20 protein-coding genes and 5 tRNA genes are annotated in these 15714 nt (G+C 45.7%); 1 reads left to right on the top strand and 24 read right to left on the bottom strand.

The window, feature by feature from the left end; translation table 11 throughout:
• Positions 1–18: 18 nt before the first annotated feature.
• The 24 genes from rplL to CLV82_RS07335 all read right to left on the bottom strand — a co-directional run bounded on the left by rplL (position 19) and on the right by CLV82_RS07335 (position 15132).
• Entirely contained in the window at positions 19–396 is a 378-nt protein-coding gene (gene rplL, locus CLV82_RS07450) for a 50S ribosomal protein L7/L12 (RefSeq protein WP_133643696.1), read from the bottom strand.
• Between the two features lie 51 nt (positions 397–447).
• Positions 448–966, bottom strand: coding sequence for a 50S ribosomal protein L10 (rplJ, locus tag CLV82_RS07445; RefSeq protein WP_133643695.1), 519 nt, complete (start codon positions 964–966; stop codon positions 448–450).
• A gap of 19 nt (positions 967–985) precedes the next feature.
• Positions 986–1675 carry a 50S ribosomal protein L1 gene (gene rplA, locus CLV82_RS07440; protein ID WP_133643694.1) on the bottom strand — a complete coding sequence of 230 codons (690 nt, stop codon included), beginning with the start codon at positions 1673–1675 and terminating at the stop codon, positions 986–988.
• A gap of 20 nt (positions 1676–1695) precedes the next feature.
• Entirely contained in the window at positions 1696–2133 is a 438-nt protein-coding gene (gene rplK, locus CLV82_RS07435; protein ID WP_133643693.1) for a 50S ribosomal protein L11, read from the bottom strand.
• Between the two features lie 68 nt (positions 2134–2201).
• On the bottom strand, positions 2202–2753 hold the full coding sequence (nusG, locus tag CLV82_RS07430; protein ID WP_133644483.1) for a transcription termination/antitermination protein NusG: 552 nt from the start codon (positions 2751–2753) through the stop codon (positions 2202–2204).
• 10 nt (positions 2754–2763) lie between these two features.
• Positions 2764–2952 (bottom strand): preprotein translocase subunit SecE, encoded by a 189-nt coding sequence (secE, locus tag CLV82_RS07425; protein ID WP_133643692.1) that lies wholly within the window; start codon positions 2950–2952, stop codon positions 2764–2766.
• Positions 2953–3109: 157 nt separating this feature from the next.
• A tRNA-Trp gene (locus CLV82_RS07420) sits at positions 3110–3182 on the bottom strand.
• A 66-nt stretch (positions 3183–3248) separates the two neighbouring features.
• Positions 3249–4436 carry an elongation factor Tu gene (tuf, locus tag CLV82_RS07415; RefSeq protein ID WP_133643691.1) on the bottom strand — a complete coding sequence of 396 codons (1188 nt, stop codon included), beginning with the start codon at positions 4434–4436 and terminating at the stop codon, positions 3249–3251.
• A 109-nt stretch (positions 4437–4545) separates the two neighbouring features.
• A tRNA-Thr gene (locus CLV82_RS07410) sits at positions 4546–4617 on the bottom strand.
• A gap of 83 nt (positions 4618–4700) precedes the next feature.
• Positions 4701–4773: transfer RNA gene (locus tag CLV82_RS07405), tRNA-Gly, on the bottom strand.
• Positions 4774–4895: 122 nt separating this feature from the next.
• A tRNA-Tyr gene (locus CLV82_RS07400) sits at positions 4896–4978 on the bottom strand.
• A 22-nt stretch (positions 4979–5000) separates the two neighbouring features.
• Positions 5001–5074: transfer RNA gene (locus CLV82_RS07395), tRNA-Thr, on the bottom strand.
• Between the two features lie 87 nt (positions 5075–5161).
• Positions 5162–5479: a ribosome hibernation-promoting factor, HPF/YfiA family gene (gene hpf, locus CLV82_RS07390; RefSeq protein ID WP_133643690.1), complete on the bottom strand. Its 318-nt coding sequence runs from the start codon at positions 5477–5479 to the stop codon at positions 5162–5164.
• A gap of 41 nt (positions 5480–5520) precedes the next feature.
• Positions 5521–6417 carry a tyrosine-type recombinase/integrase gene (locus CLV82_RS07385; protein WP_133643689.1) on the bottom strand — a complete coding sequence of 299 codons (897 nt, stop codon included), beginning with the start codon at positions 6415–6417 and terminating at the stop codon, positions 5521–5523.
• A 90-nt stretch (positions 6418–6507) separates the two neighbouring features.
• A complete protein-coding gene (rpsU, locus tag CLV82_RS07380; RefSeq protein ID WP_133643688.1) occupies positions 6508–6702 on the bottom strand; it encodes a 30S ribosomal protein S21 in 195 nt (64 codons plus the stop codon).
• Positions 6703–6773: 71 nt separating this feature from the next.
• Positions 6774–7913 (bottom strand): acyl-CoA dehydrogenase family protein, encoded by a 1140-nt coding sequence (locus tag CLV82_RS07375; RefSeq protein WP_133644482.1) that lies wholly within the window; start codon positions 7911–7913, stop codon positions 6774–6776.
• A gap of 40 nt (positions 7914–7953) precedes the next feature.
• Positions 7954–8793, bottom strand: coding sequence for a helix-hairpin-helix domain-containing protein (locus CLV82_RS07370; protein WP_133643687.1), 840 nt, complete (start codon positions 8791–8793; stop codon positions 7954–7956).
• A 12-nt stretch (positions 8794–8805) separates the two neighbouring features.
• Positions 8806–10881, bottom strand: coding sequence for an amino acid carrier protein (locus CLV82_RS07365; RefSeq protein WP_133643686.1), 2076 nt, complete (start codon positions 10879–10881; stop codon positions 8806–8808).
• A gap of 88 nt (positions 10882–10969) precedes the next feature.
• A complete protein-coding gene (locus tag CLV82_RS07360; RefSeq protein ID WP_133643685.1) occupies positions 10970–11977 on the bottom strand; it encodes a potassium channel family protein in 1008 nt (335 codons plus the stop codon).
• 3 nt (positions 11978–11980) lie between these two features.
• The gene (locus CLV82_RS07355) at positions 11981–12208 is read right to left on the bottom strand and encodes a PspC domain-containing protein (protein WP_133643684.1); all 228 of its coding nucleotides are present in this window, start codon (positions 12206–12208) and stop codon (positions 11981–11983) included.
• A gap of 12 nt (positions 12209–12220) precedes the next feature.
• Positions 12221–13498, bottom strand: coding sequence for a DUF2851 family protein (locus CLV82_RS07350; protein ID WP_166636682.1), 1278 nt, complete (start codon positions 13496–13498; stop codon positions 12221–12223).
• A gap of 80 nt (positions 13499–13578) precedes the next feature.
• Positions 13579–13890, bottom strand: a complete 312-nt coding sequence (locus CLV82_RS07345) for a rhodanese-like domain-containing protein (protein ID WP_133643682.1) — start codon at positions 13888–13890, stop codon at positions 13579–13581.
• A gap of 71 nt (positions 13891–13961) precedes the next feature.
• The gene (locus tag CLV82_RS07340; RefSeq protein WP_133643681.1) at positions 13962–14579 is read right to left on the bottom strand and encodes a thioredoxin family protein; all 618 of its coding nucleotides are present in this window, start codon (positions 14577–14579) and stop codon (positions 13962–13964) included.
• A complete protein-coding gene (locus CLV82_RS07335) occupies positions 14497–15132 on the bottom strand; it encodes a TlpA disulfide reductase family protein (RefSeq protein ID WP_133643680.1) in 636 nt (211 codons plus the stop codon). Before CLV82_RS07335 ends, CLV82_RS07340 begins: the two co-directional genes overlap by 83 nt.
• Positions 15133–15261: 129 nt before the next feature.
• On the opposite strand from CLV82_RS07335, the gene CLV82_RS07330 reads away from it, so the two are divergent.
• Positions 15262–15708, top strand: a complete 447-nt coding sequence (locus CLV82_RS07330; protein ID WP_133643679.1) for a MarR family winged helix-turn-helix transcriptional regulator — start codon at positions 15262–15264, stop codon at positions 15706–15708.
• Positions 15709–15714 lie beyond the last annotated feature (6 nt).

The following is a 15714-nucleotide window of genomic DNA, read 5'->3' as shown; positions in this document are numbered from 1 at the left end:
ACCATATGGTTGACGCTATTATTTAAGCTCAACTTCTGCTCCAGCTTCTTCCAATGATTTTTTGATACCTTCAGCTTCATCTTTAGAAACTCCTTCTTTAACAGCTTTAGGCGCGCTATCAACGATGTCTTTTGCGTCTTTAAGACCAAGACCTGTCAATTCTTTCACCAATTTAACTACTGCTAATTTAGAAGCACCAGCGGCTTTCAGGATTACGTCAAATTCGGTTTGCTCCTCAGCAGCTTCAGCGGCGTCACCACCTCCACCAGCAGCAACTGCAACTGCAGCAGCAGCGGGCTCAATACCGTACTCTTCTTTTAAAATATCAGCCAATTCGTTTACCTCTTTTACGGTAAGGTTGACCAACTGTTCTGCGAAATCTTTTAAATCTGCCATTTTTCTATCGTTTGTTAAAAATTTTAAAAATATATTGAATTTAGTGCGTACTTATTCTTTCTCTGATAAGGTCTTAAGGATACCTGCAAGTTTACCTCCACCGGATTTAAGTCCGGAGATAACGTTCTTGGCAGGAGACTGAAGAAGTCCAATAACTTCTCCGATCATCTCTTCCTTAGACTTGATACTAACCAGAGTGTCTAGCTTATCATCTCCAACGTATATCGCCTCTGCGATATAAGCCCCTTTCAATAAAGGCTTGTCCGATTTTTTACGGAAGTTCTTGATAAGTTTTGCCGGGGCATTACCGGTTTCTGAAAACATTATAGAAGTGTTCCCTTTAAGAACTTCCGGCAATTCACCGAATTCCTTCTCTGATGCATCCATTGCTTTCGCCAAAAGTGTATTTTTGACTACAGCCAGCCTGATATCTGCTTTAAAGCACGCCCTTCTCAGGTCGGACGTAGCAGCAGCATCAAGCCCGGAAATATCCGCCAGGTAGATCGTGGAACTATCAGCTAACTGTGCTGTCAGATCTTCTATAACGGTTGCTTTTTCTTGTCTTGTCATTACTAAAAATCTTTTACAGTTATACCGCCTTAGGATCCAATTGAACACTTGGGCTCATGGTGCTAGACATATAGATGGTCTTCATATATACCCCCTTAGCAGCCGCCGGTTTTAATTTCATCAGGGTATCGATCAGTTCTTTCGCGTTCCCGGCAATCTTGTCGGCGCTGAAAGATGCTTTCCCTATGGAAGCATGAACGATTCCTGTTTTATCTACTTTAAAGTCGATTTTACCAGCTTTGACGTCAGATACCGCTTTTGCAATATCCATAGTCACTGTACCAGTCTTAGGGTTAGGCATCAGGCCTCTTGGTCCGAGGATTCGTCCGAGTGGTCCTAATTTACCCATCACGCTAGGCATAGTGATGATTACGTCTACATCTGTCCAACCGCCTTTGATCTTTTCCAGATACTCATCCAGACCAACAAAATCCGCTCCGGCTTCTTTAGCCTCTGCTTCCTTATCCGGGGTAACCAAGGCAAGAACCTTTACGTCTTTCCCGGTACCGTGTGGTAAGGTCACAACTCCACGAACCATTTGGTTAGCTTTACGGGGATCTACCCCTAACCTAACTGCCAGGTCAACAGATGCGTCAAATTTGGTGTTGGTGATATCTTTAATCAGTTGAGAAGCCTCGTTCAAAGAATAGAGCTTATCTTTCTCTATTTTAGCACGCGCCTCTTTTTGTTTTTTTGTTAACTTTCCCATGTTAAGAATGCTTTATAAGATTAAAAAGGACGCTTTCCAGCGATTTTAAGACCCATAGACCTTGCTGTTCCCGCAACCATGCTCATAGCAGATTCTACGGTGAAGGCATTTAAGTCTACCATCTTGTCCTCAGCGATCGTTTTGATCTGGTCCCAGGAAACATTTCCCTGTTTTACCCTGTTAGGTTCACCAGAGCCTTTTTTAATCTTAGCCGCTTCCAACAGTTGTACTGCCGCAGGAGGTGTCTTAACGACAAAGTCGAACGACTTGTCTTTATACACGGTGATAACAACAGGCAATACTTTACCTTGTTTGTCCTGTGTACGAGCATTGAACTGCTTACAGAACTCCATGATGTTAACGCCGGCAGCACCTAAAGCGGGTCCAACCGGTGGCGACGGATTCGCTGCACCTCCCCTAACTTGTAGCTTAACTACTTTACTTACTTCTTTAGCCATTGTTTTAATTTAATATTCAAGTGTGCCTGTATTTGGAAGCGACAACACTTTTAACTACGTAACAATTATTATACTTTTTCTACCTGCATATAGCTGAGCTCCAGTGGCGTCTTACGTCCGAAGATCTTCACCATTACTTCCAGCTTGCGTTTTTCTTCATTAATCTTTTCAACTGTACCGTTAAAGCCGTTGAAAGGACCATCAATCACTTTTACCGTTTCGCCAAGTACAAATGGTATAGCTACACTATCTGTATTAACAGCCAGCTCATCCACCTTACCAAGCATACGGTTTACCTCTGATTTACGCAGTGGCACAGGGTCCCCACCTTTGGTTTCCCCTAAAAAGCCAATTACATTGGTGATAGACCTGATGATGTGAATCATCTCCCCACCAAGGTTGGCTTTGATCATTATGTATCCCGGAAAATAGACCCTTTCTTTGTTGATCTTTTTTCCGTTGCGGATCTGCACTACTTTTTCAGTAGGAACCAATACTTCTTCCAGATAATCGGAAAATCCATGACGCTCTACCTCGGTCTCAATGTAGCCTTTGATTTTATTCTCCTGACCACTGACCGCTCTCACGACATACCATTTCTTTTCCAATACTTCTGACATAGATCCCATCTTAATTGATTAGTGCATTAAAATATAGCTGAACCAGTTTACTGAAAACCGTATCTACACCCCACGTGGCTAATGCAAATAAAATTGAAAATACAGCAACTACCACCATAAGGTTGATAGCCTCAGCTCTCGGAGGCAAAGTAACATTGTTCTTCAGCTCCTCAACAGATTCTTTTATATATGCTAACATCTTTCGCTATTTCTTTGAATTGATCCCTGATGTGTTGTCCGGCGCCTGGGCTACCTGGACTTCCGGATACGTACCGGATCTTATATTCCGCACGGGAGGAAAGACTTTCCCCGGCCTTACCCGGGACAGGCTTCTCGCCACATGACTTGTTATTCCGCACGGGAGGAGAGACTCGAACTCCCGACACCTGGTTTTGGAGACCAGTGCTCTACCAACTGAGCTACACCCGTTTATAATTACACTGAAAGGTATCCCGGATAAACCGAGACACCCTTAGTGTATTATATGCTAGTATATTAATCTAAAATCTTAGTCACCTGACCAGCACCTACAGTTCTACCACCCTCACGGATAGCGAAACGAAGACCGACGCTCAGTGCGATAGGCTGGATAAGGTCTACAGTAATTGTAAGGTTATCACCTGGCATTACCATTTCAACTCCAGATGGAAGATTGATAGTACCTGTTACGTCTGTTGTTCTTACGTAGAACTGAGGACGGTAGTTATTATGGAATGGAGTGTGACGTCCACCTTCTTCTTTCTTAAGGATATAAACCTCAGCTTCGAATTTAGCGTGTGGCTTAACAGAACCTGGCTTACAGATTACCATTCCTCTTTTGATATCAGATTTCTCGATACCACGCAGAAGGATACCTACGTTATCACCTGCTTCTCCACGGTCAAGGATCTTACGGAACATCTCAACCCCGGTAATAGTAGAGCTCAGTTTCTCAGCTCCCATCCCGATGATATCAACAGGATCTCCAGTGTTTGCAACACCTGTTTCGATACGTCCTGTAGCAACAGTTCCACGACCTGTAATAGTGAACACGTCTTCAACTGGCATAAGGAAAGGCTTATCAACATCCCTCTCAGGAAGCTCGATCCAGCTATCTACTGCATCCATCAGTTCCATTACAGTGTTAACCCACTTCTCTTCACCGTTCAGTGCTCCAAGAGCAGAACCAGAGATAACAGGTCCGTTATCACCATCGTACTCGTAGAAAGAAAGTAATTCACGTACCTCCATCTCAACAAGCTCTAACAGCTCCTCGTCATCAACCATGTCTACCTTGTTAAGGAAAACAACGATTCTAGGAATACCTACCTGACGTCCAAGAAGGATGTGCTCACGAGTCTGTGGCATAGGACCATCAGTCGCAGCCACAACAAGGATAGCACCGTCCATCTGAGCAGCACCTGTAACCATGTTCTTCACGTAATCCGCGTGACCAGGACAGTCAACGTGGGCATAGTGACGGTTAGCAGTTTGGTACTCTACGTGTGAGGTGTTGATTGTAATACCTCTTTCTTTTTCCTCGGGAGCGTTGTCAATCGAGTCAAAACTCCTTAATTCAGAGAGACCTGCGTTTGCCAATACTGTAGTAATAGCAGCAGTCAATGTAGTTTTACCGTGATCTACGTGTCCAATAGTACCTATATTCAAGTGCGGTTTGGAACGATCAAAAGTTTCCTTTGCCATTTTAAAAAAATTTATTCTTAGTTTATATTAGTGTACAATGTATGCGATAAATGAGCCGTCAACAGGACTTAACCCCCTGTATTTGAATTCAGCATTTCATTAACTATAGAGCCAACGACGGGAATTGAACCCGTGACCTCTTCCTTACCAAGGAAACGCTCTACCCCTGAGCTACGTCGGCTTGTTGAGTTCCAAGGTTGTACGTTATAGCGCCCGGGGGATATACACCTCAACCGGAATAGCAAACGCTAACTCAAAGTTTTGAGCGGGAGACCGGGTTCGAACCGGCGACATTCAGCTTGGAAGGCTGACGCTCTACCAACTGAGCTACTCCCGCAATAATCCATTCAAAATTTCAATACCGGAAGTTTGCAAACAATCTTCCGAATAACCCGGCCCAATCCGGGTTTCTCAATTCTCCCGCCGGTACTCAAATCCCGGCTTAATGGGAAAATTTTGTGGGGAGAGCAGGATTCGAACCTGCGAAGGTAAAAACCAACAGATTTACAGTCTGTCCTCGTTGGCCGCTTGAGTATCTCCCCTCCTTATTTTTATGAACTTATGAGCCGATGGAGGGACTCGAACCCACGACCTGCTGATTACAAATCAGCTGCTCTAGCCAGCTGAGCTACATCGGCTTATACAGGCCTCTGTGACGCATAAAAAAGTCCGCTATTTCTAACGGACTGCAAATGTAGATAAATATTTGTTTATTCAAAACAATTTCATAAAAATTTTAATGAGGATTGCGGCCTCTTCTTATCCTTCTTTTTGACCAGCTTCCGTTCCAGGGAACTACAGGCAGAATCTACAGCTTCCTCAAATGTTTTGCATTGTTTCTTGACCACGAAGCGGTCCTTAGGGATATGTACCTTAATCTCAGCTATTTTGTTCTGCTTAGAACTGGTGTTATCCAGTTTCAAATACACATCAGAATTGATCACCTTATCATAAAATAGATCCAATTTATCCAGGCGTTTCTGAATGAACTCAATTAGCTTGCCATCGGCGTTGAAATTCACAGATTGTGTACTCACTTTCATACGTACGAATTTTGAAGGTTAATAAAGTAAAGAACTCTGTACTACTTTTTGCTCCTCGGGTGAGATGCGCTGTGTACCTTTTTAAGTTCGGCTATGCTGTTGTGGGTATAGACCTGCGTAGAAGCCAAACTTGAGTGTCCCAAGAGTTCCTTCACCGAATTCAAATCGGCACCCCTGTTGAGGAGATGGGTGGCGAAGGTATGCCTGAGGATATGCGGACTCTTTTTAAGCTTAGAAGAGACCTTACTAAAATACCGATTTATAATTCTATAGACAAGAGATTCATATACTTTGTTACCGGCAGAAGTCAAAAAAAAGTGTTCTTCTCTCCTACCCTCCAGCAGCACAGACCTGGCAGCTAAGTAGCTGTCTAACAGTTCACTGTTCACCGCAGCCAATGGCACCACCCGTTCCTTATTGCGCTTGCCCAGCACCTTAACGGTGCCCGAAGCGATGTCCAGGTCCTGTAACCTCAGACCGATCAATTCTGCCCTCCGCATCCCCGTGGCATATAGGAATTCCACGATCAGGCGATCACGGATCCCTTCAAAATCTGATGCATCAGGCATTACCGCCCACAAACGCTCCAGGTCCATTTCTTCATCAGAAAAGGGGATCTCCACCTTCGTCTCAGTTTGCAGAGCCCTGTGCTTCGCAAGGGGATTCACCTGCAACTCCCCGATCTTCTGTAAGAATTTGTAATAAGCTTTGAGCGAGGCTATCTTTCGATTGATACTGCGGTTGCTGAGCCCCTCTTCAGCCAGCCTGATGATCCAGCTCCTTATGATCCCGTACGCGACATCTTCTATGGCCGCCAGTTCGTATTCCTGACGACAAAAAGCCGAGAAGACCTGCAAGTCTGCTTCGTAAGCTTTCACCGTATGCGGGGAATAGTTCTTCTCCAGGAGCAGGTAAGATGTAAATGCTGCTATGGCCATACTTCAAAGTTACAAAAGACACCTCGGCTAAAGGCAAAAAAAATCCCGCCATGTGGCGGGATATAACTTTATATTTCAGATAGGCTATGCTTATACTTCCTCTTCGTCTCTGAGACCTTGGATGTACTGCGCTTTCTGAATCTGTTGTCTGCGTTCTACGGAAGGTTTTGTAAACTGCTGACGCTTGCGCAACTGGCGCATCGTGCCTGTCCTGTCAAATTTTCGTTTAAAGCGCTTTAAAGCTCTATCGATGTTTTCTCCTTCTTTTACTGGTATAATTAACATTGGCTACAACCTCCTTTCTTTAGTGATTTTGGGAGTGCAAATATAAAAGTAATTATTAGAATACACCTAATTTATTGCAGAATATTCTTAGCGATCACAATTTTCTGAATTTCAGTGGTTCCTTCCCCAATGGTGCATAACTTGGAATCCCTGTAGAACTTCTCTACCGGGTAATCCTTGGTATACCCATAACCTCCATGAATCTGTACCGCTTCATTCGCAACCTTAACACATACCTCTGAGGAGTACATCTTAGCCATTGCGCTGAGCTTGGTCACTTTCCTGCCCTGGTTCTTTAAAAAGGCTGATTTGTGCAGTAGTAGTTCGGATGCTTCAATTTCCGTGGCCATGTCGGCCAGTTTAAAGGAGATACCCTGGAATTTACTGATCGGCTTCCCGAACTGTACACGCTCCTTGGAGTATTTCAGGGCTGCCTCGTAGGCACCTTTGGCAATTCCCAGGGATAATGCCCCGATAGAGATCCGGCCTCCATCGAGGATCTTCATTGATTGGATAAAGCCGTCACCAACCGGTCCTAACCTGTTAGTGTCCGGGATCCTGCAGTTGTCAAAGACCAGTTCCGCGGTCTCACTGGCCCGCATCCCCAATTTATCTTCCTTCTTTCCACTGCTGAAACCTTTGGTTCCTTTCTCGATCACGAAAGCGGTCATCCCATGACTGTCACCTTTTTCGCCTGTACGCGCAATTACTACCGCAATATCCCCGCTCTTCCCGTGGGTGATAAAGTTCTTGGCGCCATTAAGTACCCATTCGTCACCTTCTTTTACTGCCGTGGTATTCATTCCCCCGGCATCAGAACCGGTATTATGTTCGGTTAGTCCCCATGCTCCCAGCCATTCGCCGGTTGCCAACTTGGGGATCCACTTCTGTTTTTGCTCCTCATTCCCGAAGGAAAGAATGTGGTTGGTGCAAAGCGAATTGTGCGCTGCCACAGAAAGCCCTATAGAGGGATCTACCTTTGATATCTCTTCAATAATGGCGATATACTCATGGTAGCCAAGTCCGGATCCTCCTAATTCCACGGGAACCAAAATCCCCATAAAACCCATTTGCCCGGCTTTCTTAAAAAGCTCGACAGGGAAGGTCTGTGCTTCGTCCCATTCCATTACGTGTGGCCTGATCTCGGTCTCCGCAAATTCCCGGGCAGATTCTGCCACCATTTTCTGCGTTTCCGAATAATCGAATCCCAGGGCCATATCACTTTGTATCGTATCCATTTATGCAATTTTTTTAGAGGAACAAATATAACCCAATTCTGTCGATTTTATCTGACGGAAAGTCTTCTAATTGAGTTAATTCGTCCAGCGCACGGATTTTCCCGACGCGTTCCCGGTATCTCACGATTTCCCATGCCAGGCCATAAGGAATGTATACCAGGGCAGCGAGTTCGTCAACCGTGGCCGTGTTAAGATTGATTTTCGCAATCTCTGGCGCCTCGGTAATCCTGAATTTCTCCAGGACAAGGCGCACGATAAGCGAATCCAGTCCGTATACCTCGTAGAGCTGTTCGTCTACAAGGAAGCCTCCCAGGGCGTCCCTGAACCTTACTATACGGGATGAGAGCACAGGACCGATCCCCCGGACCTGCTGAAGCTCATCTGCAGTGGCTTTATTGATGTCGCGAACGGCTGCCGGGGAACCGACATTACTCACGGACCGCGGTTTTGAAAATACAGGAAAGCTGAAATACGGGGATATCTGCTGGAGGAGCGAGTCGGGCACCCCGGTTACCCTTGCGAAGTCCCGAACCGAACGCATATACAGACCCTTCTGCCTGTAAGCATACAGGCTGTCCAGCTGCCCGGGGCTGAGACCAAGCCTGTACCCCTTTGAATCATCCAGGTAATTGGGATTAAAGGGATATATAGTGTCTCTAGCCGCTTCCCGGGTAGCGACCAGCGAATCGTGACGGACCTGTAGTTCCTCGTCCAGGTAGAACGAATCTTCCGGCTGAACTCCTTTAAGGATCCACCACTTTACACACAGGAAGAGGAGAACAAAGAGGAGTAAGAAAAAAACCCCACTTCGTTCTCTTTTGGAGAGAACCAGGTGGGGTTTCTTCGTTTTCAATGTTTCCGGTCTTTACGCCGCCTTGCCTTTCTTCTGGGATTTGAACAAGGTGTTGGCCTTTAATTTTTTCAGGTAATCTTTCAGGTCTCCCTTCACTTCCCCGGACATGATATAAAGCCCGATAATATTTGGGAAAGACATCGCAAGGATCATCATATCAGAGAAATCGAGTACGGCTCCAAGACTGATGGACGCCCCGACTACAACAAAGATGAGGAAGAACATCTTGTAGATCATTTCGGATTTCTGGCTCTTACCGAATAAGTAAGTCCAGGCCCGCATCCCGTAGTATGACCAGGAGATCATGGTAGAGAATGCGAAAAGGAATACCGCGACACCCAGTACATAAGGGAACCAGGAAATCACACTTCCGAATGCATCAGAAGTAAGTTGCGCACCAGCCATCCCTTCTACCTCGTGCATCCCGGTGAAGATCAGTACAAGGGCAGTCAGGGTACAAACCACTACAGTATCGATAAAAGGTTCTAGAAGGGCTACAAACCCTTCTGATGGAGGGTTGTTGGTCTTTGCCGTACTATGCGCAATAGCGGCAGAACCCACACCTGCTTCGTTGGAGAAAGCAGCGCGCTGGAAACCGACCACCAATACCCCGATCACACCCCCTTTAAGGGCACTGGGATTAAATGCTCCTTCTACGATCGCAGAAAAAGCAGGACCAATATTTTCAATATTTACGATGATCACTGCCAATGCAGCAAGGACATAGACCGAAGCCATGATAGGCACGACCCGACCTGTTACCTTAGCAATACTCTTAATACCACCGATGATCACGACTCCCACGAGAATGGCAGTAGCGATACCAAACCAGAATCCATTTCCTTCAAGAACAGGGAACTGGCTGGCCAGCTGTTCAAAGGACTGGTTCGCCTGGAACATATTTCCACCCCCGAAAGAGGCTCCTACTGCGAGGACAGCAAAGACCCCGGCCAGTACTTTACCAAAACCACCCATATTACGTTTTTCAAGGCCGTAACGCAGGTAGTTCATCGGCCCCCCGAATACACGTCCGTCAGGCAGAATATCACGGTATTTTACCCCAAGGGTACATTCGACGAATTTTGAAGACATTCCCAGCAGACCACAGACGATCATCCAGAAGGTCGCCCCAGCTCCCCCAAGGGAAACTGCTACCGCAACCCCGGCTATATTTCCAAGTCCGACAGTACCGGATACTGCAGTTGCCAGTGCCTGGAAGTGAGTAACCTGTCCCGGTGCATTAGGATCATCATACTTACCCCTGGCCAGGTCTATAGAGTGCTTAAAACCACGGATGTTAATGAATCCCATGCGGATGGTGAAGAATGCAGCTCCCAGAACGAGCCAGATAACGATAAACGGAATATCCTTGGTTACAGGATCACCGTTAGGGTGCGTAAGCGCAACCGGTTCCGCGTATTCTATTTCTGCCAGGTAATGAGCACCTTGTTCTATAATGTGTTCGGGGTTATCAGAATTGTAGATCACACCTCCGCCCTTTACCAGGTATTTCAGGGATCCGTCAACAGGGGCAACGATGGTTTCGTCCGGACCGTCGTTCATGGAGATCACCGCGATCTCCTCTCCCTTACGAACCTGTGAATTTTCCGGCTTAAGCCATTTTTTCAGGATATACTTATTCTGTACATCTGAGGTCCACCCGGGAATCGGGATAAGTTTAACATCAGCATATGCTATAGGGTCATAGATCCCGATAGCCGCAAAAGGATCCCAGAACAGTACTGAACCCAGACCGTTTACCGCGGGGGTCATAACCCCGTTAAAGACCTCCGTAATGGCTTCGGTCTCTACCTTGTATTCTTTGGTAACACTGTTTCCTGCACTGTCCGTAATGGTTACTGTATACTCTATACCTTCTATCAGGCCTGTTGCTCTGGGAGAATCGAGCGGTGTTTCCTGGTTACTCCACTTATAGGTGTATGGTGGAGTCCCCCCTGTGACGTCGAGAGTAACGACCCCATCATTCAGCGTGTTGGATGGGTTGGCGATCTTCGCATTTACCTCGAGTTCTTGCGATTGCATTGCAAAGGCTAACAGGAATGAAAGAATAGTCAGGCAATATTTCATGTATGTCGTATTTAGTTGGATATGCGCAATAATGGCGCACAATATCCTAAAATAATTGGTTTCAAAAAAATATTATTTCCTAAAGGACCTATGTAATATTGAACATTTGGTTCAGTTTCCGTATCTGTTCAGGTCTTCCCAGGACGATTACCTTGCTCCTGGGCTCCAGCTCCAGGTCAGCCTCGGGATTTATGATATAGTCACCGTCCGGAGTGATATACCCTATAATGGTACAGCCCGTTTTCTTCCGCAGGTCCAGGTCGCGAAGGGAACTGTTATTCAATTCACTGTCAAAATCCTCTATAGCTACTTCCTCTAAGTTTGTTGTGTGTTCCCCTTCAATTGACAACTGGTCCATAAAAGTGATAAGGTCAGGGATAACCACCAGTGAGGCCATGTGATCCCCGCCAATTTTATCAGGCATGATCACCTTATCCGCGCCGGCCAGCAATAATTTTTTCTGCGTGGTGATATGAGAGGCCCGGCTGATGATAAAAAGTGATTTATTCAGCTGGCGCGCAGAAAGCACGACAAACAGGTTGGCGGCATCATCGGGCAAAGCAGAGATCAGGTACTGGGCCCGGTGAATCCCGGCCTCTTTAAGTGTTTCATCCTCGTTGGCGTCTCCTTCGACAAAGAGGAGATCCTCTTCGAATTTCTCGATTACTTCCCGATCCTTTTCTATGATTACAAAAGGTTTCTTGTAGGCCCTGAGTCTTTCGACGGCCTGCATCCCGTTGCGCCCGTATCCGCATACGATCACGTGTTTATCCAGGGTGTTGATCATGTTCTCCACTTTCTTCTTCTTTAATAGTTGCAAGGAATTTCTGCTCAGCAGGTATTCTGTTATAATCGATAAGGCAAAGGCTATAATAAAGACACTCGCTGTGATAAGGATGATCGTAAATATCTTTGCATTAGTATCCAGCGGCTGAACCTCAGCATATCCCACGGTAGTGACCGTGATAATAGTCATGTACAAGGCATCAAGCCAGGTAAAATCAGCCAGGAACCGGTAACCAAATACTCCAATGATCAGCACTGACAGCACCAGGGTCAGGGACAGGAGAATTTTGGAACGGAAAAGTCTGATCATTTATTAAAGGTCAAAAACAGATGTTCGTTTGGTATATATGAGATCCTTAATCCTCAACCAGAAAGCAAGGAAAAGATAGAGGGCAAACCCGAACCCCAAGGTAACGAAAGTAAGATAGATAAACGAGGTACGCACTACCCTGGCGCGGATTCCCAGTCGTTCTGCAATACGACCGCAAACAGCATACCCGCGTTTCTGGAAAAAGTACAGCAGTTGGTAGAATACGTTCATAGGTCAAAAATACTATATTTGATTCAATAATTGTCTCCCCACTGCGCAACTGAGGCATTGGTGCCTGCTGCAGTAATTTGTATAGAGCTCTAATAATGCCTGGCTTTGCTGCGCATGATCAGGCTTAATTCCCAGGCTTTTAAAATTGTCTATCACCCCGTTGCTCTCGGCCTTGATCTGCCGGGTAAGATCTAACAATTGAGAATGAATATGCTCCCCCCGCTGTCTCGCAAAAGACAACTTTAACGGGAGGACGGCATTCAGAATGATCAAATCGATAAACTTCCTGTTAACCGTTTTAGGAATATAACGGGTAGTTCTTCCAAAGACATAATGGGTGTTCCAGTATGGCGAGGCAGTGACCCCGAATAACGTATATGCTTCCGGGAGCGAGTTCAGCGCTATGACCCTGCTGAATAAATCGGGAGTTTTGAGATACAACATAGCGAGCTGCGAAAGCCGGATGGTCGGGAAGTTCGAGGGCCGCTGGCCGAAATATTCCGGGCTCCTGCCGGGAAGAGGTCTCAGGCGGTACTTGCGTTTAAGAAAGGTAAATTCTCTTTGCAGCTGAAAATAGTATGATTCGGTTCCCGGGCTCTTACCCAGCATTCCCACTATTCCGAATAACAACGCCTCTAGACCCAGGGCAGATGTTCTGGTCTTCCGGATAACAGAAAATTTCAACCGGCCAGCTACTTCCGAAAAGAAAGCCCCGTTTTTCCGGGAGCCAAAGACCCTCATCAAAGCCTGGAATAATACTTGTTCCCAGTGCTTATCATTGTCACGGTAGAATCGATCAAAATGCTGTGACTGCGAATTTAACCTCCTCAGGTATAATTCATCCATCCACGAGGAAAGCAAAGCTTCAGGAATCGCTGGCAGCAGCTTCTCACAATTGATAAAACTTTTCTCTTTACGAGATAGAAGGGTCCGGTAACTCTCGATAATTCCGGGCGGAATGTAAGTATGCAGCTCCAGGGTCGGTACCGGCTGTCCGTCCCCTGATAAGACAGGCATATCATCCTCGTACACCACGTGGAGAATTATCCTGGAATATTTGGGGTCGTCCTGGTGCCCGTGGGAGTACCAATCCGAAGACCGAAGGTGCATTTCCACATTGCCCGCCCATTGAATATTATCAATTAATAACTGGGCATTAGAAAAATCAGGACCGGAACCCTTGTTGAGCTCTCCAGGATAAAGGATACGAAGGGGAGCCCCGTCCGTAGTCTTTAACCTTAAAGGTATTTTAAGGTGTTGCCAGACAAAGTGTAACAGATCTTCTCGCATGCCCGTATAATACGGTCTGAGCATGCAATAAAAATGCAGTGGGCCTGTGTATTAGATGAATGGCTGCCCGGGATAGGTACCTATTCGGCAACCTCTCCTTCCCATTCATTAAAACCACCGAGAAGATTATAGGCCTCCTGGAATCCCATATTGTTCATCAGGGCGCAGGCCTGGCCACTGCGATTCCCGGATCTGCAGTATACGTAGTAATTCTTAGACTTATCCAGTTTATCAAGCTCGTTTATAAACTCCTGTCCTTTGTAGATATCAATGTTGATCGAGTTAGGGATATATCCTTCCTCTACTTCTTCTTCAGTGCGGACGTCCAGGATTACAGCATTATCATCCTCCTGTAATTTAGACACCCATTCGTCTTGTGTTAAATCGACCATAGTTCAGATTTTAATTCACAAAAGTAAATATCCGGTACCAGAAAATACCATATTCAGGAAAATTTCAGGTTTCAGGTTTTAATTGAGCACCCAATGGCCCTGGTATTGGTCACCGCGATCTCTTCCCCTTTAAGCATGGCATCTACTGCATTTTCAACATAGGGCTCGGTTACTTCGGCGGCATCGGCGTAATTATCATCAATAGCACCGATATATCTGACGACGGGTCCGCGGGACTGTTTTTCGAGCAGGAAGACATGCGGAGTCCTTAGGGCGCCGTACTGTGGAAATATTTCCTGACCTTCATCCAGGAGGTATGGAAAAGTAAAGTTCTTTTCCCGGGCACGCTGTTTCATTTTTTCAAAACTGTCACCGGGCTGGACTTTGGGATTATTGGGGTTGATGGCAATGACCGGTACCCCCAGTTCCTTATACTTCTTATCCAGGGCAATGATCCTGTCTTCGTAAGCTACGGCATAAGGACAGGTATTGCAGGTGAAAATCACCAGGAATCCTTTGGCGTCCTTGTAATCAGACAAGGAAACGGTATTGCCGTCTATATTCCTTAATTCAAAATCGGTGGCAACATCGCCAACAGCATATCCTTTAGCTGTTTCCGGCTGCCGGGGGCTGAATGCCAGTACCAGGAGTGCCACTCCTAATGTCAGTAGTGTGATCGGGATTCTCATGGGTTTTAGTTTTTAAGAAGTTATTTAACTCTGATTGCAATTCCTCATAACTGAAAGGTTTCTCGTAAAACTTGCGAAGTCCGCTGTTGTAGATCAAGGTAGCAGGGATCGCCCCGGACCAGTCTTTGTACACCTTAGGAATCCAGCTGTTTTGCTTCGGGTCTTGCAGGACCACGACGTACGATCTCATTTCCCGTTTTTCCAGGAAAGGTACCAGGTGAGTTTCCCACATTTTAGCCATATCCAGGTTTACGAGTACCACCCGGACCTTTTCATCCTGGTAAGCCGTTCCCAGTCTTTCAAAAAACGGCAGTTCTGCAATACAGGGTGCGCACCAGGTCGCCCAGAAATTGATCACATAGGTATATTCATCGTCTTGGTGAAGGAGCGATTCCAGGCCTTCAAAATCGTATACCGGGATACTGAAACCTTTTCCCTCCACCCTGTTCTTCGGAGGTTTGGTCTCTAAGAAATCCATGGTGTCTTTCTGTGCCTCCGGCTTACAACCTGACAATACCAGCAAGAGAGCTAACCAGGTAAATGTGATCTTCATCTGTGTCTTTTCTATTTAAAATTAAGTATAGACTCCAACTGCCATAAGAATTTAACAAAAATTTATCGGGATGACACTTGACAATTAGCGTTGAAGTATTACATTTGTATATACAATTGTTGTATTGACATGAATGTAGAACAAATTCTTAAAACGGAAAAACCAATCGCCCTGGAAAGTCGGTCCCTGATACATCTGATACTGGTGTATAATAAGGTAAACGAACAGTATGCGAGTGCCCTGAAAGAATATGAGATTTCACTACAACAATTCAATGTTCTGAGGATCCTGAGAGGTCAGAAAGGAAAAGCAGCAAATTTACAGACCCTTAATGAACGGATGGTCTCTAAACAGAGTAACACCACCAGGCTGGTGGACAAATTACTGGTCAAAGGACTCGTTAACCGGGAAGTATGTCCCAGTAACCGCCGGAAAATAGAGATCACCATTACGAAAGAAGGTAAAGAGCTGCTGCTGGAATTGGACCGAATAATCAATAATACGGAAAAGGACCTGTTAGCTGATTTCTCAAAAGACGATTTAGTACACTTAAACAACCTGTTAGATAAATTTTAAACCCTA

Source organism: Zeaxanthinibacter enoshimensis (assembly GCF_004362865.1).
GTDB classification, from domain to species: domain Bacteria; phylum Bacteroidota; class Bacteroidia; order Flavobacteriales; family Flavobacteriaceae; genus Zeaxanthinibacter; species Zeaxanthinibacter enoshimensis.
This window is presented reverse-complemented; position numbering and strand designations above follow the sequence as displayed.

Bases quoted from the DNA above. Each gene is read 5' to 3' on its own strand.
- rplL (WP_133643696.1), bottom strand. From the start codon at position 396: ATGGCAGATTTAAAAGATTTCGCAGAACAGTTGGTCAACCTTACCGTA.
- rplJ (WP_133643695.1), bottom strand. From the start codon at position 966: ATGACAAGACAAGAAAAAGCAACCGTTATAGAAGATCTGACAGCACAG.
- rplA (WP_133643694.1), bottom strand. From the start codon at position 1,675: ATGGGAAAGTTAACAAAAAAACAAAAAGAGGCGCGTGCTAAAATAGAG.
- rplK (WP_133643693.1), bottom strand. From the start codon at position 2,133: ATGGCTAAAGAAGTAAGTAAAGTAGTTAAGCTACAAGTTAGGGGAGGT.
- nusG (WP_133644483.1), bottom strand. From the start codon at position 2,753: ATGTCAGAAGTATTGGAAAAGAAATGGTATGTCGTGAGAGCGGTCAGT.
- secE (WP_133643692.1), bottom strand. From the start codon at position 2,952: ATGTTAGCATATATAAAAGAATCTGTTGAGGAGCTGAAGAACAATGTT.
- tuf (WP_133643691.1), bottom strand. From the start codon at position 4,436: ATGGCAAAGGAAACTTTTGATCGTTCCAAACCGCACTTGAATATAGGT.
- hpf (WP_133643690.1), bottom strand. From the start codon at position 5,479: ATGAAAGTGAGTACACAATCTGTGAATTTCAACGCCGATGGCAAGCTA.
- CLV82_RS07385 (WP_133643689.1), bottom strand. From the start codon at position 6,417: ATGGCCATAGCAGCATTTACATCTTACCTGCTCCTGGAGAAGAACTAT.
- rpsU (WP_133643688.1), bottom strand. From the start codon at position 6,702: ATGTTAATTATACCAGTAAAAGAAGGAGAAAACATCGATAGAGCTTTA.
- CLV82_RS07365 (WP_133643686.1), bottom strand. From the start codon at position 10,881: ATGAAATATTGCCTGACTATTCTTTCATTCCTGTTAGCCTTTGCAATG.
- CLV82_RS07360 (WP_133643685.1), bottom strand. From the start codon at position 11,977: ATGATCAGACTTTTCCGTTCCAAAATTCTCCTGTCCCTGACCCTGGTG.
- CLV82_RS07355 (WP_133643684.1), bottom strand. From the start codon at position 12,208: ATGAACGTATTCTACCAACTGCTGTACTTTTTCCAGAAACGCGGGTAT.
- CLV82_RS07350 (WP_166636682.1), bottom strand. From the start codon at position 13,498: ATGCGAGAAGATCTGTTACACTTTGTCTGGCAACACCTTAAAATACCT.
- CLV82_RS07345 (WP_133643682.1), bottom strand. From the start codon at position 13,890: ATGGTCGATTTAACACAAGACGAATGGGTGTCTAAATTACAGGAGGAT.
- CLV82_RS07340 (WP_133643681.1), bottom strand. From the start codon at position 14,579: ATGAGAATCCCGATCACACTACTGACATTAGGAGTGGCACTCCTGGTA.
- CLV82_RS07335 (WP_133643680.1), bottom strand. From the start codon at position 15,132: ATGAAGATCACATTTACCTGGTTAGCTCTCTTGCTGGTATTGTCAGGT.
- CLV82_RS07330 (WP_133643679.1), top strand. From the start codon at position 15,262: ATGAATGTAGAACAAATTCTTAAAACGGAAAAACCAATCGCCCTGGAA.